General features: G+C 65.1%; 21 protein-coding genes. 3 read left to right on the top strand and 18 right to left on the bottom strand.

The annotated features are described in order from the left end of the window. Positions 1-48: 48 nt before the first annotated feature. The 5 genes from flgF to FRZ40_RS11840 form a co-directional block, all read right to left on the bottom strand. A complete protein-coding gene (gene flgF / locus FRZ40_RS11860) occupies positions 49-807 on the bottom strand; it encodes a flagellar basal-body rod protein FlgF (RefSeq protein WP_147234217.1) in 759 nt (252 codons plus the stop codon). Positions 808-829: 22 nt separating this feature from the next. After that, on the bottom strand, positions 830-2,338 hold the full coding sequence (locus tag FRZ40_RS11855; RefSeq protein ID WP_147234216.1) for a flagellar hook protein FlgE: 1,509 nt from the start codon (positions 2,336-2,338) through the stop codon (positions 830-832). 33 nt (positions 2,339-2,371) lie between these two features. Beyond that, entirely contained in the window at positions 2,372-3,085 is a 714-nt protein-coding gene (locus FRZ40_RS11850; protein WP_028371109.1) for a flagellar hook assembly protein FlgD, read from the bottom strand. A gap of 11 nt (positions 3,086-3,096) precedes the next feature. Further along, entirely contained in the window at positions 3,097-3,522 is a 426-nt protein-coding gene (gene flgC, locus FRZ40_RS11845) for a flagellar basal body rod protein FlgC (protein WP_012402298.1), read from the bottom strand. A 107-nt stretch (positions 3,523-3,629) separates the two neighbouring features. Beyond that, positions 3,630-4,121 carry a flagellar basal body rod protein FlgB gene (locus FRZ40_RS11840; RefSeq protein ID WP_147234215.1) on the bottom strand — a complete coding sequence of 164 codons (492 nt, stop codon included), beginning with the start codon at positions 4,119-4,121 and terminating at the stop codon, positions 3,630-3,632. Between the two features lie 239 nt (positions 4,122-4,360). Between FRZ40_RS11840 and flgA the strand changes: the two genes are divergently transcribed. The 3 genes from flgA to FRZ40_RS11825 all read left to right on the top strand — a co-directional run bounded on the left by flgA (position 4,361) and on the right by FRZ40_RS11825 (position 6,660). Then, positions 4,361-5,668 (top strand): flagellar basal body P-ring formation chaperone FlgA, encoded by a 1,308-nt coding sequence (flgA, locus tag FRZ40_RS11835; protein ID WP_147234214.1) that lies wholly within the window; start codon positions 4,361-4,363, stop codon positions 5,666-5,668. 106 nt (positions 5,669-5,774) lie between these two features. Continuing rightward, positions 5,775-6,116: a flagellar biosynthesis anti-sigma factor FlgM gene (flgM, locus tag FRZ40_RS11830; RefSeq protein ID WP_147234213.1), complete on the top strand. Its 342-nt coding sequence runs from the start codon at positions 5,775-5,777 to the stop codon at positions 6,114-6,116. 97 nt (positions 6,117-6,213) lie between these two features. Then, entirely contained in the window at positions 6,214-6,660 is a 447-nt protein-coding gene (locus tag FRZ40_RS11825) for a flagella synthesis protein FlgN (RefSeq protein ID WP_028371105.1), read from the top strand. Between the two features lie 911 nt (positions 6,661-7,571). Here the strand turns inward: FRZ40_RS11825 and FRZ40_RS11820 are convergent. From FRZ40_RS11820 to FRZ40_RS11760, 13 genes are all read right to left on the bottom strand, one after another. Further along, on the bottom strand, positions 7,572-8,306 hold the full coding sequence (locus FRZ40_RS11820; RefSeq protein ID WP_028364064.1) for an RNA polymerase sigma factor FliA: 735 nt from the start codon (positions 8,304-8,306) through the stop codon (positions 7,572-7,574). Positions 8,307-8,328: 22 nt separating this feature from the next. Continuing rightward, the gene (locus FRZ40_RS11815; protein ID WP_028364063.1) at positions 8,329-9,198 is read right to left on the bottom strand and encodes a MinD/ParA family ATP-binding protein; all 870 of its coding nucleotides are present in this window, start codon (positions 9,196-9,198) and stop codon (positions 8,329-8,331) included. Continuing rightward, the gene (flhF, locus tag FRZ40_RS11810; RefSeq protein WP_147234212.1) at positions 9,191-11,074 is read right to left on the bottom strand and encodes a flagellar biosynthesis GTPase FlhF; all 1,884 of its coding nucleotides are present in this window, start codon (positions 11,072-11,074) and stop codon (positions 9,191-9,193) included. Before flhF ends, FRZ40_RS11815 begins: the two co-directional genes overlap by 8 nt. Positions 11,075-11,420: 346 nt before the next feature. Further along, positions 11,421-13,523 (bottom strand): flagellar biosynthesis protein FlhA, encoded by a 2,103-nt coding sequence (flhA, locus tag FRZ40_RS11805; protein ID WP_028364061.1) that lies wholly within the window; start codon positions 13,521-13,523, stop codon positions 11,421-11,423. Next, on the bottom strand, positions 13,520-14,728 hold the full coding sequence (flhB, locus tag FRZ40_RS11800; protein ID WP_147234816.1) for a flagellar biosynthesis protein FlhB: 1,209 nt from the start codon (positions 14,726-14,728) through the stop codon (positions 13,520-13,522). The genes flhA and flhB overlap by 4 nt, the downstream gene beginning before the upstream one ends. A gap of 203 nt (positions 14,729-14,931) precedes the next feature. Beyond that, complete coding sequence (locus FRZ40_RS11795) at positions 14,932-16,200, bottom strand: DUF3443 domain-containing protein (protein WP_147234211.1); 1,269 nt, start codon at positions 16,198-16,200, stop codon at positions 14,932-14,934. Between the two features lie 16 nt (positions 16,201-16,216). Next, positions 16,217-16,780 (bottom strand): DUF2844 domain-containing protein, encoded by a 564-nt coding sequence (locus tag FRZ40_RS11790; protein ID WP_028364058.1) that lies wholly within the window; start codon positions 16,778-16,780, stop codon positions 16,217-16,219. Positions 16,781-17,130: 350 nt separating this feature from the next. Then, entirely contained in the window at positions 17,131-17,850 is a 720-nt protein-coding gene (cheZ, locus tag FRZ40_RS11785) for a protein phosphatase CheZ (RefSeq protein WP_035540925.1), read from the bottom strand. Position 17,851: 1 nt separating this feature from the next. Beyond that, positions 17,852-18,247: a chemotaxis response regulator CheY gene (gene cheY / locus FRZ40_RS11780; protein WP_028364056.1), complete on the bottom strand. Its 396-nt coding sequence runs from the start codon at positions 18,245-18,247 to the stop codon at positions 17,852-17,854. A 73-nt stretch (positions 18,248-18,320) separates the two neighbouring features. Further along, on the bottom strand, positions 18,321-19,421 hold the full coding sequence (locus tag FRZ40_RS11775) for a protein-glutamate methylesterase/protein-glutamine glutaminase (protein ID WP_167528649.1): 1,101 nt from the start codon (positions 19,419-19,421) through the stop codon (positions 18,321-18,323). A gap of 5 nt (positions 19,422-19,426) precedes the next feature. Next, positions 19,427-20,236 carry a chemoreceptor glutamine deamidase CheD gene (gene cheD, locus FRZ40_RS11770; protein ID WP_147234209.1) on the bottom strand — a complete coding sequence of 270 codons (810 nt, stop codon included), beginning with the start codon at positions 20,234-20,236 and terminating at the stop codon, positions 19,427-19,429. Beyond that, entirely contained in the window at positions 20,233-21,174 is a 942-nt protein-coding gene (locus FRZ40_RS11765; protein ID WP_147234208.1) for a CheR family methyltransferase, read from the bottom strand. Before FRZ40_RS11765 ends, cheD begins: the two co-directional genes overlap by 4 nt. Beyond that, entirely contained in the window at positions 21,143-21,355 is a 213-nt protein-coding gene (locus tag FRZ40_RS11760; RefSeq protein ID WP_147234207.1) for a hypothetical protein, read from the bottom strand. The genes FRZ40_RS11765 and FRZ40_RS11760 overlap by 32 nt, the downstream gene beginning before the upstream one ends. Positions 21,356-21,464: the final 109 nt, after the last annotated feature.

Below are 21,464 nucleotides of genomic sequence, written 5' to 3'. Positions count from 1 at the left end.
GTTTCTCCTGAACGCAGGGTGGCGCGTTCCGTTAAATCTGCGTCGGGATTAGCTGAAGTTCAGCAGCTTGTTGGCCGACTGTTCGTTCTGGTCGGCGGACTCGATCATCTTGGTCTGCATCTGAAACTGGCGGGCGTTGGTGATCATCGAGACCATCGCCGACACCGGGTTCACGTTGCTGCCTTCGAGCGCGCCAGCCGCGACGACCACAGCGGGGTCGGCGTCGGCGGGATTGCCGTCGCTCGTGTGAAAGAGGCCATCGTCGCCGCGCGTGAGCGCGCCGGGAGCGGGATTCACCAGCTTCAGCTGGTCGACGAGCGCGATCGTCGTGGCAGGGTCGCCCGGCATCAGCGCCGATACCGTGCCGTCCTTGCCGATCGTCACCTGCGCGCCGGGCGGCACGGCCACGGGACCGCCGCTGCCCACGACCTGCAGGTTGCTGGCCGTCACGAGTTGGCCGTTTTCGTCGACGTGCAGGTTGCCTGCGCGCGTGTACGCTTCCTGGCCGTCGGCCGTCAGGACGGACAGCCAGCCCGGGCCCTGGATCGCCACGTCGAGCGGGTTGCCCGTCTGCTGGATCGGGCCGGGCGTGTAGTCCGCGCCCGGCGTGGACGACAGCACGAAGGTGCGGGTGGTGTCGTCCTGAATCGTGCTGCCGTCGCCGAACGCCATCGGCACGGCGCGGAACGTCGCGAGCTGGGCCTTGAAACCCGTGGTCGAGGTGTTCGCGAGGTTGTTCGCGACCACGGCCTGCCGTTCGAGCGCCTGGGTCGCGCCCGACATCGCGGTGTATATGAGCCGGTCCATGATGGTGTCGGTACGTCAGCGATTACAGGTTGATGAGCGTCTGGTCGACGGCCTGCTGGGTCTTGATCGTCTGCGCGTTCGCCTGGTAATTGCGCTGCGCGGTGATCAGATTCACCAGCTCGCTCGTCAGGTCGACGTTCGAGTTTTCGGTTGCGCCGCCTTGCAGCGAACCGTGGTTCGTCGAGCCCGGCGCGGCCACCACTGCGACACCCGAAGCAGCCGTCGCCTGGAACTCGTTGTTGCCCAGGTTGATCAGGCCGTTCTGGTTCGCGAAGGTTGCGAGCGCGACCTGGCCGAGGGCCGCCGTCTGGCCGTTCGAATAGTTGCCCGTGATCGTGCCGTCGGTGCCGACCGTGAAGTTGGTCAGCTGGCCGGCTGCGAAACCGTCTTGCGTCAGCGAGTTCGTGCCGTCCTTGCTGCCGAACTGCGTCGTGCCGCCGATCTTCAGCGTCAGCGACTGCGGCGTGGCCGAGCCGTCCGAGTTCGGGATCGAGAAGTTGAACGCGAACAGCGTCGAGGTCGGGTTGCCCGAGGCGTCGAGCGTGCTGACCAGGTTGCCCGACGTGTCGAACTTCGCCGTGCCGACCTTGGTCGTCGGGACGTTGCCGTCCTTGCCTGCGTACACGTCCCACGAACCGGCCGAGGTCTTCACGAAGTACATGTCGACCTGCTGTTCGCCGCCCAGCGAGTCATACACGGGCACCGAAGTCGAGTAGCTGTACGTCGCGCTGTTGGTCGGATCGAACGCGAGCGCCGTCGGCGCCACCGTCACGGAGTCGCCCGTTGCCGGCGTGCCCGCCAGCGTGATCGTCTCGCCGTTGCCGAGCTTGATCGGCGAGTTGGCGGAGTAAGTGCCCGACGTGCTCGAGCCGTCGCTGCCCGTGATCGTGTAGGCAGTCGGGCTCGTGAACGAGACCGTGTACGTGTTCGCGTTCGTGCCTTGCGTCGCGTCGGTGATCGACACGCCGTTGTTCGTCAGGCTGCCCGTGTTGGTCGCGCCGAACGTGACGGAAGGCGTGCCCAGCTTGAGCGCGTCCTGTGCGTTCAGGTTCAGGCCGGCCGTGATGGTCTTCGTGGCCGTCGGCGGAATGTTCGCCGTCGGCACCTGCAGCGGCACCGTGCCCGCCGTGTTGATGATGCCGTTCGCGTTCGCCGCGTAGCCCATCAGCTTCAGGCCGTCGGCGTTGACGATGTAGCCGTTCTTGTCGAGCTGGAACACGCCGTTGCGCGAGTACGTCAGCGAGCCGTTGTTCGACATCTGGAAGAAGCCGTTGCCGTTGATGGCGACGTGCAGTGCGATGTCGTCCGTCGAGATCGTGCCTTGCGAGAAGTTCTGCTCGACTTCCGACATGCGCGTGCCGATGCCGATCTGGTTGTTGACGGCCGTCGCGACCGAGTTCGCGTACATGTCCGCGAACTGCGCCGCGCCCTGCTTGAAGCCGACGGTGTTCGCGTTCGCGATGTTGTTGCCGATGACGTCGAGGTCGCTCGATGCGCCTGCCAGTCCGCTCAATCCTTGCTGGTAACCCATGACGGTCTCCGTATCTGGTGATGCTGAATGCGTTTAGATAATGGCGGCGACCGACGTGAGGCCAACCGTTTTGCCGTTCGACAGTACGAGTCCCGGCGTGCCGTCCGTCTGCTTGATGATCCCTTGCACGGTCGCTGCCGACAGCGTGGCGGGCGCGCCCGTGCCGTTCGCCGTCGTGCTGGATGCCGTGAACGTGTAGTTGCCGTCGGGCAGCGCGTTGCCGCTCTTGTCGACGGGCGTCCAGCCGATGGGAATCGTGCCCGCCGACTGCTTGCCGAGGTCGATCGTGTTGACGATCTGGCCTGCCGAGTTCTTCACCGTGACCTGCACGTCCGTCGAGTCGCTGGCGAGCGTGACGCCGAAGCCCGTCGCCTTGCCCGATGCGACCGAGAAGCTGTTGCCCGGGGCGAGCACTGTCGAGCTGATGAGGTTCGCGGCCTGCGTTTGCTGGCTCGTCGTCAGTTGCGACGCGAGCGAGGTCAGCGACGTGTTCAGCTGGCCGATGCCCGTCACCGTGTTGATCTGCGCGAGCTGCGAGGTCATCTGCGAGCTGTCCATCGGGCTCGTCGGATCCTGGTTCTTCATCTGCGCGATGAGCAGTTGCAGGAACGTGTTCTGCAGGTCGCTGCCCGACGTCGCGCTGGACGAGCTGCTCGACGACGAGGCGCTGTTCGTGCCGTTCATCGTGTCGAGCAACGTCTGCGAAACGGTCGCGCCGTTGTTGCCGATAGTGGTACTGGTAGTCAAGGAGGTTCTCCTCAGGTTCCGATCGTGAGCGTCTTCAGCATCAGCTGTTTCGCGGTGTTGAGCGTTTCGACGTTGGCCTGGTAAGAGCGCGATGCCGAAATCATGTTGACCATTTCCTGGACGGGGTCGACGTTGGGCAGCTGCACGTAACCGTTTGCGTCGGCGGCCGGGTTGCCGGGCTCGTACGACGTTTTCATCGGCGTCGGATCGTCGATGACGCCCGTCACCTGCACGCCGCCGACCTGCTGGCCCGAGCCCGTGCGCGCGCCGCCGATCGGGTTGACGGCGAACACGACCTGCTTCGCCTTGTATGGCTTGCCGTCGGGGCCCGTCGTACTGTCGGCGTTCGCGAGGTTCGACGCGGTCACGTTCAGGCGTTGCGACTGCGCGGACATCGCCGAACCGGCGACGTTGAAAATGTTCATCAGGGATGGCATGGCTTTCGACCTCTCTTGCCGGTGCACCGGCGTCTAATCCCGTAGCGTTTCTGGTTTCTAGCGGTGGTCCAGCGCGCTGCCTTCCGTGCGAACGGCAGCGCAGTTCATCAACCGTTCGACGTGATCGCCGACAGCATCGCCTTGATCTGCTGCGACAGCACCGTCATGCCCGACTCGAAGTGCAGCGAGTTGTCGGCGAACTGCACGCGCTCGGCGTCCAGATCGACGGTGTTGCCGTCCAGCGACGGCTGCGCCGGGACGCGGTAGGCGACGCGGCCGAAGTCGTCGGTCGGGCCGCCCGTGGCGATGAGGCGCGCCTTGCCCGTCATGTGGCCCGGCTCCGTCGAAGCCATCGACATGCCTTGCGACACGCCCGCAGGCTGTGTCATCGCCAGCGGCGCATTGTTCGACGCACCCGCCGCGGAGCCGCCGCTTTTCTTCAGCGCGCCCGCGAGCGACGAAGCGAAGTCGATATCGCGAGCCTTGTAGCCCGGCGTATCGGAGTTCGCGATGTTCGACGACAGCAATTCCTGGCGATAGGCGCGCACATCGAGCGCCTGGCGGCCAAAGGCAAATTCGGCATCGAGTTTGTCCAGCATTGGGTTCTCCGTGGAACGGTCCGAGGCCCCCGTCCGCATCGTCGATCCGCCTTGTTCGGAAAGAAGCGTTTCGACTGCGCCGGCCGGAAGGCCTTTTTGCATGTGACGCATTGTGCGGGCGGGGCGCAAGACTTAATCGGACGAATAGCCGGGAAAGGACGCCTCTATTCACCGTTTGCACGGCAGACGCGATCTCTAGAATGCGATGCGTACCGATGCATCATTGAAGGAGAACGACCATGCCCTTGCCCGCCACCGCTTCGCCCTGCGCTCGCCGTATGGGCGCGCGCGCTGTCCGGACGCTGTCGGCGATGGCGCTGGTCGGCGCATGCACGGCGGCATCCGTTGCGCACGCACAGGAAAGCGGTTCGTCGAATGGCGGACCGATCGTGATTGCCGGACCCGGCGAGAAGAATCCCGCCGAACTTCAGGCGATGGCCGAGCGCATCAACACGCCGGCGCCTGCCGCCGCGCCGCGCACCGGCGTTCCGAATGTGCCGGCCGTTGCGCCCGCAACCCTTTCCGCGAATTCGCGCGGCGACGCGGACCGCTTCGCGCAAGCCGCCCATGCCGACGGCGCGATCATGATTCCGGGCACGGGTGAAGCGACGGCGCGGCAGGCCGCGCCCGTCGCCGTCGGTAATATGAACACGGGTGCGCCAGGCATCATGCGCGTGAGCTTGCAACCGGCGTCGCGTCAGGTGATGCCCGTCGTGGTCGCGCCGGCTCAGGCCGTCGCGCGTCAGGCGACGGGCGGTCCGGCGGCAGGCGTTCAGCCGATTGCCGTGAATCCGCCCGCAGGCAATGCGGCCGCGGCGCAGCTGCGCAATGGGGCCGCGCGCAATGGTGCGGCCGCTGCGGCGCCCGCTCCTGTACAAGCGCCCGCGCAGGCAGCGGCACAACCCGCCCCGCCCACGCCTGCCGGACAGCAGGACGGCGAATTGATCCGCCGCGCGGCGCTCGCGTATCTGCAGCAGCAGTCGGCGGGCTTGCCGGGCAAGGTCGACATCACCGTTGCGTCGGTATTTCCGCGCGGTCTTGCCGCCTGCACGACGCTCGAACCGTTCCTGCCGGCGGGCGCGCGCGTCTGGGGCCGCACGACGGTCGGCGTGCGCTGCGCGGGCGAGCGTCCGTGGACGCTGTATCTGCAGGCCAAGGTTTCGATTCACGCGACGTACTTCCTCGCCGCGCGCGCGATTGCGCCGGGCGAGCTGCTGTCGGCCGCCGACCTCATCGCCCGCGACGGCGATCTGACGCTGCTGCCGCAAGCGGTGATCACCGATCCGGCGCAGGCCGTCGGCTCGGTCGCCTTGATGCGCGTATCGCCGGGCTTGCCGCTGCGCCGCGACATGTTGAAGAGCGCCGAGGCCGTGTCGATCGGCCAGAACGTGAAAGTGGTCGCGCAGGGGCCGGGCTTCGCCATTTCGGCGGAAGGCAGCGCGATGAACAACGCGGCGCCGGGGCAGCCCGTCAAGGTGAAGACGGCGAACGGGCAGATCATTCAGGGCATCGTGAAAGATGCCGGGACGGTCGAAATCCAGCTCTGACGCGGTGTTTCCAGCGGTTACAACTTGAAAAATGTGTCGGATCGCTTGAGCTAAAGTTCGATGGGTGAATGCCGTTATTACATTCAAATCGAACAGGAAGCCAATCGTGAAAGTTGATTCCACTACCCATTCAGGCCTGCAGACGTTGAAAGACGGGCTGCAGCGCGCGCAGCAAGGTGAAAGCGCTACGACGGGCAGCGTCGGCACGTCGACCTCGACGGCCACGGGTGCGTCGGGCGATGCGAATGTCAATTTGTCGGGGCTGTCGTCGCATCTGCAAAGCCTCGCGAGCGCGGGTTCGTCGGACATCGACACGGCGCATGTCGAGTCGATCAAGCAGGCGATCAAGAACGGCACGTTGACGATCGACTCCGGCAAGATTGCCGACGGCGTGCTGGCAACGGCGCGCGACCTGTTGCAAAAGAAGAGCCAGTCGTCCGGCAACTGACGACGCACTGATGAACGGTGCGCCGGGAGCCGGGCGGTATTTGTGACAAATCCGGTTTGTGCACGACGCGAACCGGTGCCTAGCGAGTTGCTTTGTGATGAAAGACGCCCTGCTTGCCACCGTCATCGACGAATATTCTGCTGTCGAGCTGTTTGCCTCCGTCCTCGCGGCCGAGGAGAGGGCGTTGACCACGGTGCACCCCATCGACACGCTGCCGCCCATTGTCGAGAAGAAGATGGAGCTGGTGGAGAAGCTCTCCACACTGGAGAAGGTTCGCGATTCGCAGCTTTCGCAGCTTGGCTATCCTGCCGGATGGAAGGGCATGGAACTGGCCGTCGCGAACGATTCGCGTCTTGCGACGCAGTGGTCGTTGTTGCAGAAGGCTGTTGAACGCGCCAAGCGGTTCAATACCACTAACGGTGCGCTGATTCGTACCCGTATGGAGTACAACCGGCGCGCGCTTGCTGCTCTCAATGTGGCCGTTGGGCCGGAGCGCGGCGCGTTGTATGGGCCCGATGGGCGGGTTCCTGCTTTTGGGGTTTGATTTTTAAGGGGCTTGGCCCCTTGTGGATGTTTTTTACCGGACCGGTGCCTTTTTGGTGCCGGTTTTGCTTTTTGGGTTTTTGTTTTTCGGTTTTCGCTGGCATCCGCGATTTCGTATCCGTACTTCATGCGTTGCCCCTGTGCGGGGCGGCACTTACTTTCTTTGCCGCCGCAAAGAAAGTAAGCAAAGAAAGCGGGCTAACCCCGCCAATGCTACTCATTGCCTGCGGGCCCTCAACGGGTCCCGCACTCCAGACGGCAACACGCTATTTCACGCCCGTTGCCAGCGCGTTGAACAAACGCATCACCCACTCCAGTCACCCGTAGCGCAGCCAGCGGCAGCGCATCGTCTGCGCAGCCCAGGTGGCAAACGGTGTGTAGGTGGTCGCGCCTTACGCGTTGGCGCTTCTACGACACCGATCCCGCTTTTCAGTCCGGAGTGGTGCACTTCCGTCGGGACGACCTACACACAGTTTGCCACCTGGGCGGCCGTGGACTTACTGGTAACGCGGTTCGTAACGCGGAGTGTGAAGTGGGGGATGCGAATCTGAGGGCGCTGGCAACGGGCATAGGGTAGCTCGATGCCGCGTGGAGTGCGGGACCCGTTGGGGGCCCGCAGGCAATGACTAGCATTGGCGGGGTTAGCCCGCTTTCTTTGCTTACTTTCTTTGCGGCGGCAAAGAAAGTAAGTGCCGCCCCGCACAGGGGCAACGCATGAATCACCGATACGAATTCGCGGATGCCAGCGCAGCGAACGCAAAAGCAAAAAACGAAAACGCAAAAACAAAAAGAGCGGACCTAAAAAAAGATCCGCTCTTTCGAAGAAGAAGAAGAAGAAGAAGAAGAAGAAGAAGCAGCAGCCGCACCGAACGAACCAAAAAGCCGCCCGCAGGGCAAAACCCAAAAACCGGCTCAGCTAGTCTCCGCCGAAGCCCAAGCCTGCTCGCGCAGCCGAGTCCGAAGCCGGGCAACAGCCTGCGAATGCAGCTGACAAACTCGAGACTCGCTCACCTCCATCACCGCACCGATCTCGCGCAGATTCAACCCGCGCTCATAGTACAGCGACATCAGCAGCTTCTCCCGCTCCGGCAACCGGTCGATCGCCTCGACCAGCGCGCCGCGCAGCGACTCGTCCAGCAGCGCCGACAACGGATCCGAATGATCGACGCAATAGCGGTCCAGGAACGGCTCGTCGTCCGCCGAACGATCGAAGTCTTCGTAGTAGATCAGCTGGCTGCCGTGCAGATCCTGCAGCATCGACTGGTACTCGTCGAGCGGCATCTTCAGATGCTCCGCGATCTCCGTCTCGCTCGCCGAACGGCCCAGCGACTGCTCGACCTGATGCACGGCGCTCTCGACCTCGCGCGACGTGCGGCGCAAGCTCCGCGGCAGCCAGTCGTTGCTGCGCAGCTCGTCGAGCATCGCGCCGCGGATCCGCTGGCTCGCGTACGTCTCGAACTGCGCGCCCTGATCTTCCTTGTAACGGCTCGCCGCATCGAGCAGGCCAATCATGCCCGCCTGAATCAGATCGTCGAGATCGACGCTCGCCGGCATCTTGGCGACGAGCTGCAAACCGAGACGGCGCACCAGCGGTGCGTATTTCGTCAAAACCTCGGCTTGCGAAATTTTTCCTTGAGCGTTGTACATCGTGCTCCCCTTGTCCTTGCCTTCAGGCGTGCTGCGCCGACGGTTGATCGGCGTATTGCGCCGCTGTTACGGTTGTCGGCGGCACGCCATGCGTCCGTGACGAGATCGCTGGCCGCATCGGCCAGTACTGCAGTTCGGCGGCGATATGACGGAAATCGCGCGCGGCAGGTGCCGATGGGAAAGCATCGACGACACAACGCGACAACTCCGTGGCTCGCGCCATCAAAGGATCGGCTGCAACGCAGCCCGCATCCTCCAGCGACACGGCGAGATAACGTCCCGCCACGCCCGCCAGGTTTTCAAAAGCGGTGTGCGCATCGGCCACGCTCTGCACGTGGTTCACGAGCACACGAAACTGTGCAATCGCATGTGCGAAGTGCAGGCGCTTCATGCACGCATACGCATCCGTGATCGCCTGCGCCGCGACACGCGTCACCACCAGCACGTCGTGCGACTGCATCGCCAGTGCGGACAGCGTGCCTTCGCGATCCACCTGCGCGTTGATCAGCACGACGTCGGCGGGCCCGCTCAGCAACACGCCCATCTGTTCCGGCGAGCAGCTTTCGCGATTGCCGCGCGATGCAGCGAGCACCGCGAAGCCCAGCGCATGACGGCCAGCCGCCTGCTCGAGCGTCATCTCGCCGCGCATCACCGCGGAGAAATTACCCGCGCCGCGTACGCCGCCCAGCATCGCGCTCACCGAGCGCTCGCCGAGCGACTCGTCGATCACGAGCACGTCCTTGCCTTGCTCCGCGAGCGCGGCGGCGAGATTCACCACCGTCGTCGTCACGCCCACGCCGTGCGAGCCGCCTGCGACAGCCACGATCCGCGAGCCGGAGCGCGCCAGCAGACGCCTCAGTCCCTCTGCCTGATCCAGCACGAACTTATCCAAAGCGAACCTCGTGCAGATCGGCGGTCGAACGGGCCGACAGGGCCGACAGCAGCGCCGGCACATCCTCGTCCTGCGGAACGAATGGCGAGTTGTCGCGTGGAATGCAGAAGGCGCTCTTGATCAGGAATTTCTTCGTGGCGACGTACAGGTTCTCCGGCACCTTCTGTCCCGTCGATACGTAATGCACGGGCAGCTTGTAGCGGATCACCGTGTCGAGCACGCTGCCCAGATTGGTCGCTTCGTCCAGCTTGGTCAGGATGCAGCCGGCGAGCGGCTGCTGGTCCGGCGCGTTCTGATACGCCTGCACGACTTCGTTCAGTGTGTCGCCGTGGCTCGTCGCGTTCAGCAGCAGCAGGCGCTGCACGGGCTGACCGGCGCGGCTCAGCATCGAAATCTGGTCGGACACCAGACGGTCGCGCTGGCTCATGCCGATCGTGTCGATCAGCACGATGTGTTTGTTGCGCAGTTCGGAGAGCGCGAGTGTCAGGTCGGCGCTGTCCTTCACGGCATGTACCGACACGCCGAGAATCTTGCCGAAAATGCGCAGCTGTTCATGACCGCCGATCCGGTAGCTGTCGGTGGTGAGCAACGCAACCTTGCTGGCGCCGAAGCGCATCACGCAGCGCGCCGCGAGCTTGGCCGTGGTCGTGGTCTTGCCGACGCCCGTCGGGCCCATCAGCGCGAACACACCGCCGCGCTCCATCAGCGCGTCTTCGTTCTCCATCACGGGCACGTTCGATTCGAGCACCGTGCGCACCCATTCCATGCCTTCTTCCATGCCGTCGACTTCCGGCAGGTTGTCGATCACCATCTTCACCAGTTGCGCCGAGAAGCCGGCGGCGAACAGATGCTTGGTGAGCGCCGCATGCGTCGGGCTGCGGCGCTGGCGGTCGGCCCACAGCAGACCGGCAAACTGCTCTTCCATCATGCCGCGCATCGCGCCCAGCTCGTGCATCACGGTCTCGTTGACCATCTGCTCGATGCGCGACTGGATCGACTCCGTCAGCGCGGCGGCGACCTTCGGCGTGATGTCGCCAGTTGCGCCCTTACGGCCGTCGCGCGTGTTGATGTCGCTCGCGCCTTCCGCCACGGTCGGCACGACGTTGTTCTTCTGCGCGGCGCGGCGTGCGGCGACCTGCGCGGCTTCGCGGGCCCAGTCGGGCTTCACGTCTTCCTTTGCTGCGTCGACGGGTACGCCCAAGCCGCGCGCGACAGCGGCGGCAGGCGTCATCGTCGGGTTGGCTGCCGGGACCACGTCCTTGGCCGCGATGCGGCGTGCGTGATCGATCAGCCACGGATTCGTTTCGGCCATCGTGCGCGGACGAACGGGCGCTTCGGGCTTCGCGGGTGCAGCCGGCTTCGCGGTTGCTGCCGGCGCTGCGGGCGGTTCGCTGCGTGCTTCCGCGCGCAGTTCGACGCGGACGTCGTCGGTTGCGCGCGCGGCGTTCGCGGCGGGCGCTTCAGCGGCTGCGCTCGCGGCGGCGGCCGCTTGCGGCTCGGCCTTCTCTTCGCTCGCGGCAGGCATGCGCTCAGTGCCGGCTTCCGGGCTCGCGCCGAACACCGACGAGAACACGTCGGGCATCCCGCTCGCATAAGGATTGACGGACATCGACGGCGCGGGCGACGCGGCGGGCGCCATCAGCGCACGTGCGCCGCCTGCTGCCGCGCTCATGCCCGTGTTCGGGCCGCCCGATGCGGCGCCTTCCTGGCTGCGCGGCGCGATTGCGCTCAGATCGCTGTCGGCAACGGCGACGATTTCGACGGTGCCGTCCTCGTTGGTGCGATTCGACAACACGACTGCATCGGAGCCCAATGCCTCACGGACGAGACGCAATGCGTCACGACTCGTTGCACCGACAAATTTGCGAATGTTCAAGCTGATTCTCCGATGAGCTACGCGGACCGGCGACATACCGTTTCCCGATGAGATGAATTATTGCGAAAGACGTCCAACCACCATCGGGCAATAAAGACGGTGAAACGCTGGCAATTCAGGCATTCGGTGCACGCACAACGGCCCGAAATCTCGGGAATTTTGACCGGCGGGCAACGCAGTGCCGCGCCGCACAACGCGCGCGGCCTTGTGGATCAAGGCGCCGTGCGCGCGCCAGTGAAAAAGGCCGGCCGCGAGATGCGGACCGGCCTTCGAGAACGGAAACGCCGAACAGACGGCGGGCCGCGAAAGGTCGCCGAGGGTCGCGAAACAATGTCGCGCGCGCCGCTCAGCCGTGTGCGCCGATCACGTTCACCACCCGCACATGCCGGGTATCGGGCACTTCCGCGTACGACAACACCTTGAGCTGCGGCAGGCTGCGTCGCAGGAAGCGCGCAAGCATCGCGCGCAGCGAATGCTGGACGAGCATCACGGGCGTCAGGCCGAGGTTCTGCTGGCGCGTCATCGCCTTTTGCGTCTCCATCAGCAGCGTGTTCGCGAGGCCTGGCTCGAGGCCTGGATTGGTGCCCGTCGCGAGCGCCTGGGTGAGCAGCCGCTCCAGATTCGAATCGAGGCCCATCACCTGGATGTCGCCGTTGCCGGGGAACCACTGCTGCGTGATCGCTCGACCCAGCGCGAGGCGCACGGCGGCCGTCAGATCGTGCGGATCGGTGATCTTCGAACCGTGCTCCGACAGCGCTTCGAGAATCGTGCGCATGTCGCGGATGGGCACGCCTTCCTCGAGCAGGTTCTGCAGCACCTTTTGCAGCGTCGCGACGGGCAGCATCTTCGGCACGACATCGTCGACGAGCGGCGCGGCGTCCTTCTGCATCCGCTCGATCAGCGCCTGCACTTCCTGGCGGCCGAGCAGTTCCGCCGCATGGGTGACGACGAGGTGATTCAGATGGGTTGCGACGACCGTACTCGAATCGACCACCGTGTAGCCGTACACCTGCGCCTGTTCGCGCAGATTCGTGTCGATCCAGATCGCGGGCAGGCCGAACGCCGGGTCCGTAGTCGGCGTGCCCGGCAGCGCGGCCGTGACCTGGCCGGGGTTGATCGCGAGCCACTGGCCCGGATACGCCTCGCCGACACCCACTTCGACGCCCTTGAGCGCGATCCGATAACCGTTCGGCCGCAATTCGAGGTTGTCGCGGATATGGATGACGGGCGGCAGGAAGCCGATTTCCTGCGCGAACTTCTTGCGGATGTTCTTGATGCGCTTGAGCAGTTCGCCGTCCGAGTTCTTGTCGACGAGCGGGATCAGGCGATAGCCGACTTCGAGGCCGAGCGCGTCGATCATCGTCACGTCGTCCCAGCTGGCTTCCGCGCCTTCCGACGGCGCGAGCGCCTGCGGTGCGACTTCGGCGAGCGCCGTCGACGTCTTGCTCTGCGCCGCGCGCTTCTTCATCGTGCGGGCAAGCTGGATCGCGCCGGCGCCCAGCAGCAGAAACGCGAAGTGCGGCATACCCGGAATCAGGCCCATCAACACGAGAATCGAGCCCGTGATCATCAGCACGCGCGGATTCGTAAAGAGCTGGCCCGTCAGCTGCGTGCCGATGTCTTCGTCGGTGGCGACGCGCGACACGATCACACCCGCCGCCGTCGAAATCACCAGCGACGGAATCTGCGCGACGAGGCCGTCACCGATGGTCAGCAGCGTGTAGGTCTTGCCGGCGTCGGCGAAATCCATGCCGTGCTGCACGACGCCGACGATCAGGCCGCCGATGATGTTGATCACCATGATCAGCAGACCGGCGATGGCATCGCCGCGCACGAACTTGCTCGCACCGTCCATCGAGCCGTAAAACTCGGCTTCCTGCGAGACTTCCATACGGCGCTTGCGGGCCTGATCTTCGTTGATCATGCCGGCGTTGAGGTCGGCGTCGATCGACATCTGCTTGCCGGGCATCGCGTCCAGCGTGAAGCGCGCGGACACTTCCGCGATACGCCCCGCGCCCTTCGTGATCACCATGAAGTTGATCACCATCAGGATCACGAACACGACGATACCGACCGCGAAGTTGCCGCCCACGAGGAAGTGGCCGAACGCCTCGATCACGGCGCCCGCCGCGCCCGGGCCCGTGTGGCCTTCGAGCAGCACGATACGGGTCGACGCGACGTTCAGCGACAGGCGCAGCAGCGTCGAGAACAGCAGCACGCTCGGGAAGGCCGCGAAGTCGAGCGGCTTCATCGTGTACATGCTGACGAGCAGCACCATCACCGACAGCGCGATGTTGAACGTGAACAGCAGATCGAGCAGGAACGCCGGCAACGGCAGAATCATCATGCCGAGGATCATGCAGATCAGGAGCGGACCCGCCATTGCCCGCAGATTGGTGCCGTTCAGCGCGTCCGGCCGTCGTGAAAGGAAACCCGCGCGGGCGTTCATGCTGATACTCCATTACTTTGATTGTCGCCGCCGAGTGCATCGGCAGCTTCCTGGTCGGCGTCGTCATCCGGCACGCCGCCCTTGTCCAGCTCCGCCGGAACGTCGAGTTCCGTCGGCGCAACGGGCGCCACGCCGCCGTCTTCCTTGAAGCGGCGCAGTTGATAAACCCAGGCGAGCACTTCCGCGACGGCGCCATACAGCGCGCCCGGAATCTCGCGATTCAGTTCGACGTTGTGATACAGCGCACGCGCGAGCGGCGGCGCTTCGAGCAGCGGCACGTTGTTCTCGACGGCCAGTTCGCGGATGCGCGCGGCCACGAGGTTCACGCCCTTCGCGACGACCTTCGGCGCGCCCATCTCGCCGTCCGAGTATTGCAGCGCGACCGCGAAGTGCGTCGGGTTGGTCACGACGACGTCGGCCTTCGGCACATTCGCCATCATCCGGCGCCGCGCCATCGCACGCTGCTGCGAGCGGATGCGCGCCTTCACGTGCGGATCGCCTTCGCTTTCGCGATGCTCGCGCTTCACTTCTTCCTTGGTCATGCGCAGCTTCTTGTGGAAATTCCACAGCTGGTACGGCACGTCCATCGCCGCGATCAGGAACATGCCCGCGACCGTCATCGCGCAGCACACGGCGATCAGATGGCCCGCGTTCAACAGCGCGACGTGCACCGGCTGCGTGGCGAGCGCGAGGATGTCCTCGCGGCGATGCCAGATCGACAGCGCGCCGATCAACCCGACCACGGCGATCTTCGCCATCGACATGCCGAGCTGGATCCAGCCGTTGATCGAAAAGATGCGGCCGAGGCCGGAGACGGGGTTCAGCCGTCCGAAATTCGGCGCCAGCGATTTGGTCGACAGCAGCCAGCCGCCCAGCGACATCGGCGCGAGCAGCGCGGCGAGACCCAGCATCGCGAGCAGCGGCATCAGCATGTAGGCGCCGTCCCGCGCATTCGAGCCGGCGCTGATGAATGCCCGCTTCGGGTCGAATACCGTCTCGTGACTGAAGGTGAAGGCGGTGCGCAGCATCGACTGCGCGTGCTCGCCGATCATGCTGGACAAGCCCCACGCGCCGAGAAAACCGGCCGCGACGAGGGCGAACGTCGCCAGCTCGCGCGAACGCGCGACCTGCCCCTCCTCGCGCGCCTTTTCCAGGCGCCGGGGTGTGGCTGATTCGGTTTTTTCGAGGTCGCTATCCTCTGCCAACGCGCTCTCCAGCTGGAAGGGCAACATGCCCTTTTTCAGTGAGAGCGATTATTCCTGCAGACGTCGAGCGGCGATTGACGGATAAGGGCGGGGAAACCGGGGTATTTCAACCGATCGGGCGGCGCAACCGCACGCCGCCCGGCGGGCGGACAGGCCGCAACGGTGAGGCGGCGGCCCGTCTCGCGGCGGGCCGCCGCGCCCGATCAGAACGCGACGAACGGCGCCTTGCCGCCCGAGGTGCGCTTGTCCATACCGTAGTAGACATAGCGGCCGTAGAAGAACGGCAGGCCGAGGTCGGTCCCCGTCAGCGAGGCGACCTGCCCGCCGAGGTCGTTGAACGCATAGTTGCTCGCGTTGCTGAGCAGCGTCTGGGCGTTCGCGATGAAGATCGTGGCCGTGCCCGTCGCGCCGTTCGCGCCCGTGAGGTTGATCGTGCGCTGCAGCGTCGAACCGGGGCAGTAGAAGTCCGAGAGATTGCCCGTGCACAGCGGTATCGAGCTGTCCTGGAAGAAGTAGCCGTTCGAGCCCGAATCGAGGAACACGGTATTCGACTGGCCGCGAGAGGGGAAATCGCCGGACGCGTCGGTCGTATAGGTCGTGCCTGCCGTATTGACGTTGTTCGACTGCGTGCCGATGCCGAACACGACCGTCCCGTTCGCGGACGCCGCGCCGTTCGACGAAATGGGCGCCATCTGCACGATCACGCCGTTGTTGTCGACGGCGAAGTTCGGGATCGGGTTGGCCACCTGTTTCGACGTTTCCGCCAGGGTGCGCGTGCAGTTCGTGCCGTTCGGGCATGCGTAGTAGTTGCTGAACTGCGCAACGTTCGCCTGCACCGAGCAGGCATCGCCGCAATCCACGGGCGCTACGCCGAGCCCGAGTATGCCGTTCGCGCCGAGCGCATCCGCCGTGCTCTCGTTCGAACCGTTGACGCAGCCGCTCGACGGAACGGTCGAATCGACCAGGTCGCCGATCACCTGTATCGGAATCTTGTTCGCTGTTTCGCCGCTGATCTTCACGGTCGCGGTGCGGATCGTGCCCCATGTGAAGCCGTCCGCGAAATGCGTGCATTCGGCCAGCTGACCGCCCGCAGTCGCCGTCTGGACGGGAAGCCCGAGCGCCGCCACCGCGCTGCTATTGACGACGCGCAGGCCGTACGAACCCGTGTCGAGCAGCACGTTGTCGATGGTCGTGCAGTTCGCGGTGTCCGGTGCGCAGACGGTCACGCTGACGGTCGGTATGTTGATGATGCCCTTCACGCCGCGTCCGACGGTCACGGCCACCGTGTTCGCCGCGTTCGCGGCGATCGGCTGCTGGTTGGGCCCGCTGTTGCCGTTGTTCGACGACGAAGACGACGACGAGCCGCCGCCTCCGCCGCAGCCCGCGACGAACGCCGTCATCGCGACGACGGACACGGCGAGCACGGCCTTCACGACGCGTACGCCTGCTTCGAGCTTCAACGCAAATCGCATAATGGGTCTCCCGTCGTCACTTGATGTCGGTGGCGCTCACGCCGGCAGGCAATGCCTGAGGCAGATAGGCCTGGCCGGAAAACGCGCCCATGTGGCCGCCCGAATGCACGACGAGCCCGCTGTCCTTCACGCGGCCCGGTCCGGGGCCGCCGCCGCGCAACTGGCGCGCGCTCGTCACGCCCGCGACGTACTGCGGGAAATAGCTGCCGAGCAGACTGGCCAGGTCGGGCATCTGCGGCCCGCTCCAGGCAAGACCGAACACGCTGCCCGCCGGCGATACGTATTCGCGGATCACCGTGCCGTTGCCGAGCGTCGTTTCGTTGACGGTGTAGGACGAATTGGTGGACGACGTGGAGGAAGCCGTGGCGCCCGAGCTCGCCGACGACGCGCTGCGCATCACGGCGATGCCGTTCGATGTCGTCGGGGACACGGTGCGCGTGGTGGCGCTCGCCCCGGCGGGCGGCGTCATCGGGTTGCCGCCTAGCGCCGCGCTGGCGGCGAGCGGAATGAACAGGACAGGCAGAGAACAGCAGAATCCGAGCGCTGAAGCAACGACGGCACGCCTGAAGCGAATCGACATGGTTGTACACCTCCCCCAATCGACAGCGGACAGTGCCCGCAATCCGCGGGCCCGGCTTGTTGGTTCAGGGGCAAACGGCGCGGTACGCAATGCCTGCGCGCGCGAGGCGGCGCCATTTCGCGCCGCGGACCGTCCTCCCCTGGCCGTAGTATGCCAGCGGACGACGGCAGCGATCCGTTACCAATTGTGCGATGGAGCACCCGCCGATGCGGCTTGCATCGGCGGACTCGATGTCGAGGCGGGACGACGCGCGAGGCGTCAGGGGAAAAACGGAGGCGCGCACGGACAGCGCGCGCTTCAGGCGGCGGGACGGAAAGCCCGCGCCGCCACGGACAACCTGACGTGCCGTCTCAGAAGCCGAGGCTGGCGAGCAGATCGTCGACCTGCCCCTGATCCTGCACCACGTCCGTCTTGCCTTCCGGATTGATCTGCGGACCGTTCAGCAGGCTTTGCGGGCTGCCCGTCGACGACATCGGCTCGTGCTGGGCTTCCGCCGCGAGTTGCTGGGCTGTCGCCGCGAACTGCTCGCGCCGCTCGGCCGCGATGTTGTCGATCAGCACGCCGAGCAGCTGCTGCTCGATCAGATACACGACGTCCGTGATCTTCTTGATGACCTGGCCCGTCAGATCCTGAAAGTCCTGCGCCATCATGATCTCGAGCATCTGCGCGTTGGTCGCCGTCGTCAGCTCCGGCACGCCGCGCAGGAAGGTGCGCGTGTCGTTCATCAGCGCGCGCACTTCCTCGCGCTCGATGGGCGCCGCGTACCACTGCTCCCAGCGCGCGTCGAGTTCCGCCGCGTCCTGCTGCAGCTGCTCCTGCATCGGCTTCGCGACCTCGATCGCCGTCAGCACGCGCTCGGCGGCCTGCTCGGTCATCGTCGCGATGTACTTCAGACGGTCGCGCGCATCCGGCACCGCTTCCGCCGCGCGCTCGACATGCTTGTCGATGCCCAGCTCGCGCATCGAATCGCGCAGCGTGCGCGTCAGCTGTCCGATGCGGGCAAGAATGCGGTCGGTCGCGAGGTCGGTGCCGTCTTCCCGGGCGCCTTGCTCGTTGATCGGTGGGTTCACATCAGCTCCCCGTTTTTGCCATCTTCTCGAGAATCTTGTTGAGCTTCTCGTCGAGCGTCGCGGCCGTGAACGGCTTCACCACGTAGCCGCTCGCGCCGGCCTGAGCCGCCGCAATGATGTTTTCCTTCTTCGATTCCGCCGTGACCATCAGCACGGGCAGATGCGAGAGCGTCGCGTCCGCGCGGATTTCCTTCAGCATCGCGAGGCCGTCGAGGTTCGGCATGTTCCAGTCCGAAATCACGAACTCGTACGCGCCGCTGCGCAGACGCGCGAGGCCGGCTGCGCCGTCTTCCGCTTCGTCGACGTTCGAGTAGCCCAGTTCCTTCAACAGATTGCGGACGATCCGGCGCATCGTCGGAAAATCGTCCACAACCAGAATCTTCATTCCCTTATCCATTTCCTGTTCCTTTTTCCCCAATCCAGATGTGCGGTGGTCTTCGGCTTATCTCAGATTTGCGCCGAGGGCCGCATCATACGCGCTGAACGCGATCACCCATTGAAGCGAGACGTGTCATCACGCGCCGGCTCATCTCCGACAGCGACGCGATTTCGTCCGCGGCTCCCATCGCGATGGCCTCGCGCGGCATGCCGAACACGATGCAGCTCGCTTCGTCCTGCGCGAGCGTGTACGCGCCTGCTTTCCTCATGTCCAGCAAACCCGCTGCGCCGTCGCGCCCCATGCCCGTGAGAATCACGCCGACGGCGTTCTTCCCGGCATGCTGCGCCGCCGAGCGGAACAACACATCGACAGACGGACGATGCCGGTTGACGGGCGGGTCGTCTGACAGATGCGCAATATAGTTGGCGCCGCTACGGGCGAGCAAGAGGTGTGCATGGCCGGGTGCGATATACGCATGACCCGGCAACACGCGTTCGCCGTGCTCAGCCTCTTTAACGGTAATCCGGCACAAACCATTAAGGCGTTGTGCAAAAGATTTTGTGAAACCGGGCGGCATGTGTTGCGCGATGAGCACAGCGGGCGCATCGGGCGGCAGCGGCACCAGCACTTCGCGGATCGCTTCCGTGCCGCCCGTCGACGCGCCGACGATGATCAGCTTTTCCGTCGACACGAGCGGGTTGTTGAAGAGCGGCGCGTGCGCGGGCGCGTGAGCCGCCGCGCCGGCGGGCGCGGACGACGCGGCATGCTGCACGGGCGCGGCCTGACGCACGCGCGCGCGGGCTGCCGCGCGTATCTTGTCGGCGAGCTTCTCCGAATATTCGAGCATGCCGTCGCGAATGCCGACCTTCGGCTTCGTGACGAAATCGACGGCGCCGAGTTCGAGTGCGCGCAGCGTGATTTCCGAGCCGCGCTCGGTCAGCGACGACACCATCACGACGGGCATCGGACGCAGACGCATCAGCTTCTCGAGGAAGTCGAGGCCGTCCATGCGCGGCATTTCGACGTCGAGCGTCAGCACGTCCGGGTTGTGCTGCTTGATGAGCTCACGCGCAACGAGCGGATCGGGCGCGGTGGCGACGACCGTCATGTCGGGCTGACTGTTGATGATTTCCGTCATCAAGCTACGAATCAACGCCGAATCGTCGACGCACAATACTTTGATCTTTTGCACAGCGCTCACGCCTCCTCTACAGTCCTGGCGTCTGTTGATTGGTTGGGGCGCCCAGCGGCGCCAAATAATTCGATACGCGGCTTCGCGCCGGCCGGACGCGCCACGCCCGTGCCCGTGCCCGTGCCCGACAGCGTCCCTGGGCCCGCCGCTCCCCCTGCACCGAACAGCTCGATGCGCGGTTTCGCGGCAGCGGGCGCCGAGAACAGCTCAACACGCGCACGCGCTCTCGCGAGCCGCTCGGCGCGCTCTTCGGCCGTTTGCCGCGCGAGCGCCTGTTCGCGCTCGGCGACGCCTGCTTCCTGCTGCAAACGCAGTTTCTTCACCATCACCTGACCCGTGCGCGGCATGAACGCGACCTTGCGCGGATGCTTGCCTTCCAGGTCTTCGGCGACGATACGGATCTTTTCGAGCGCGAGATAACGCCGCACGAACGCCGAGTTGCGATCGCCGATGTTCATCGTCGTCATGCCCGCCAGCACGGCTGCGCCGCCGAACACCTTGGCCTCGAAACGCTCGCGGCGGCCGCCCGCCTTGATCAGTTCGTTGATCAGCACTTCCATCGCGTAGGCGCCATAGCGCATCGAATCGGATGCCGCCTGCGCGACGTCGGCGCCGTCGTCGGGCAGCATGAAGTGATTCATGCCGCCGATCCCCGCAGTGCGATCCTGGATGCAGGCCGCCACACACGATCCGAGCACCGTGACGAGCACCATGTCTTCGTGCGTCGTGTAGAACTCGTTCGGCAGCAGCTTCACGCCGGGCCGCTGGAAGTGGTTGTCGAAATACAGATTGGTTGCGATGGGCAGGCCGCTCATGCTGGCACCCCGCTCGTCGCGCCATGGCTCGACGCACGCTGGGCCGTGCGGCCCGCGCCCGCGTCGCGCGTCAGTTCGTAGACGGTCTGGCCGCGCAGACGGAACGCCTGCGTGACGTACGTGAAGTTCTCCGAATGCCCGGCAAACAGCAGGCCGCCCGACTTCACGAGCGGATCGAAGCGCGACAGCACCTGCGCCTGGGTCGGCTTGTCGAAGTAGATCATCACGTTGCGGCAGAAAATCGCGTCGAATTGCGTGTTCAGCCGGTAGTCGCGATCGGTCAGGTTCAGCTGCTCGAAGCGGATCATCGCGCGCACTTCGGGGCGCACCTTCACCATCCCCGCGTGCGCGCCCGTGCCCTTCAGAAAGAAGCGCTTGAGCCGCTCCGGCGACAGATGCTTGACCTGGTCGAACTGGTACATGCCCGCTTCGCCTTTCGCGAGCACCTGGGTGTCGATGTCCGTGGCGAGCACGGTCGCCTGCCGCGCGGCGTGATCGCCGAGCGCTTCGATCAGCGTCATCGCGATCGAATACGGCTCCTCGCCCGTCGATGCCGCCGAGCACCAGACCGACACGGGCCCGGGGCGCCGCGAGACGAACTCGGCGAGAATCGGAAAGTGATGCGCTTCGCGAAAGAACGCGGTGAGGTTCGTCGTGAGCGCGTTGGTGAATGCTTCCCACTCGGCGGGATCGTTGTCCGCTTCGAGCATGTCGAGATACTGCCGGAACGTGTCCAGCCCGCGCGCGCGCAAACGGCGCGCGAGACGGCTGTATGCCATGTCCCGCTTGTGATCGGACAGCGAAATGCCTGCGCTGCGGTGAATCAGTTCACGAATGCGGGCGAAATCCGCCGAAGTGAACTCGAAGTCGCGTGCCTGCTCGCCGGTTCTCGCCGGCTCTGCCCGCTCAGGGCGTGATTGCGCGCGCGTTGCCATCATGATGTCTTCCGTGTGCCATAAGGAGCGCCGCACCGCCCGCCGATCCTGCCAATGCCGCTGTTGCCTTCGATACTGCCTGCGATGTTGCGCGCGCTGTCGCCAGCGCTGCGGCCTGCTTCATTTGCTGCTTCATTTGCTGCTTCACTTCCTGCTCAACTTCCTGCTCAACTTCCTGCTTCAAACCTGCTGCCACTGCGGACCCGCAGCGCGCCGCATCCGCGGCTTCACGACGCGTCGGGCGAAAACGTCCGCCTCGGGGCGATGTGCCGGGAGTCCGCATGTCCATCCAC

It is taken from the genome of Paraburkholderia azotifigens (genome assembly GCF_007995085.1).
GTDB lineage: Bacteria > Pseudomonadota > Gammaproteobacteria > Burkholderiales > Burkholderiaceae > Paraburkholderia > Paraburkholderia azotifigens.
This window is presented reverse-complemented; position numbering and strand designations above follow the sequence as displayed.

What these genes read in the sequence shown, in the direction of transcription:
- flgF (WP_147234217.1), bottom strand. Translation starts at nt 807, where the DNA reads ATGGACCGGCTCATATACACCGCGATGTCGGGCGCGACCCAGGCGCTC.
- FRZ40_RS11855 (WP_147234216.1), bottom strand. Translation starts at nt 2,338, where the DNA reads ATGGGTTACCAGCAAGGATTGAGCGGACTGGCAGGCGCATCGAGCGAC.
- flgC (WP_012402298.1), bottom strand. Translation starts at nt 3,522, where the DNA reads ATGCCATCCCTGATGAACATTTTCAACGTCGCCGGTTCGGCGATGTCC.
- FRZ40_RS11840 (WP_147234215.1), bottom strand. Translation starts at nt 4,121, where the DNA reads ATGCTGGACAAACTCGATGCCGAATTTGCCTTTGGCCGCCAGGCGCTC.
- flgA (WP_147234214.1), top strand. Translation starts at nt 4,361, where the DNA reads ATGCCCTTGCCCGCCACCGCTTCGCCCTGCGCTCGCCGTATGGGCGCG.
- FRZ40_RS11825 (WP_028371105.1), top strand. Translation starts at nt 6,214, where the DNA reads ATGAAAGACGCCCTGCTTGCCACCGTCATCGACGAATATTCTGCTGTC.
- FRZ40_RS11820 (WP_028364064.1), bottom strand. Translation starts at nt 8,306, where the DNA reads ATGTACAACGCTCAAGGAAAAATTTCGCAAGCCGAGGTTTTGACGAAA.
- flhA (WP_028364061.1), bottom strand. Translation starts at nt 13,523, where the DNA reads ATGAACGCCCGCGCGGGTTTCCTTTCACGACGGCCGGACGCGCTGAAC.
- FRZ40_RS11795 (WP_147234211.1), bottom strand. Translation starts at nt 16,200, where the DNA reads ATGCGATTTGCGTTGAAGCTCGAAGCAGGCGTACGCGTCGTGAAGGCC.
- FRZ40_RS11790 (WP_028364058.1), bottom strand. Translation starts at nt 16,780, where the DNA reads ATGTCGATTCGCTTCAGGCGTGCCGTCGTTGCTTCAGCGCTCGGATTC.
- cheY (WP_028364056.1), bottom strand. Translation starts at nt 18,247, where the DNA reads ATGGATAAGGGAATGAAGATTCTGGTTGTGGACGATTTTCCGACGATG.
- cheD (WP_147234209.1), bottom strand. Translation starts at nt 20,236, where the DNA reads ATGAGCGGCCTGCCCATCGCAACCAATCTGTATTTCGACAACCACTTC.
- FRZ40_RS11765 (WP_147234208.1), bottom strand. Translation starts at nt 21,174, where the DNA reads ATGATGGCAACGCGCGCGCAATCACGCCCTGAGCGGGCAGAGCCGGCG.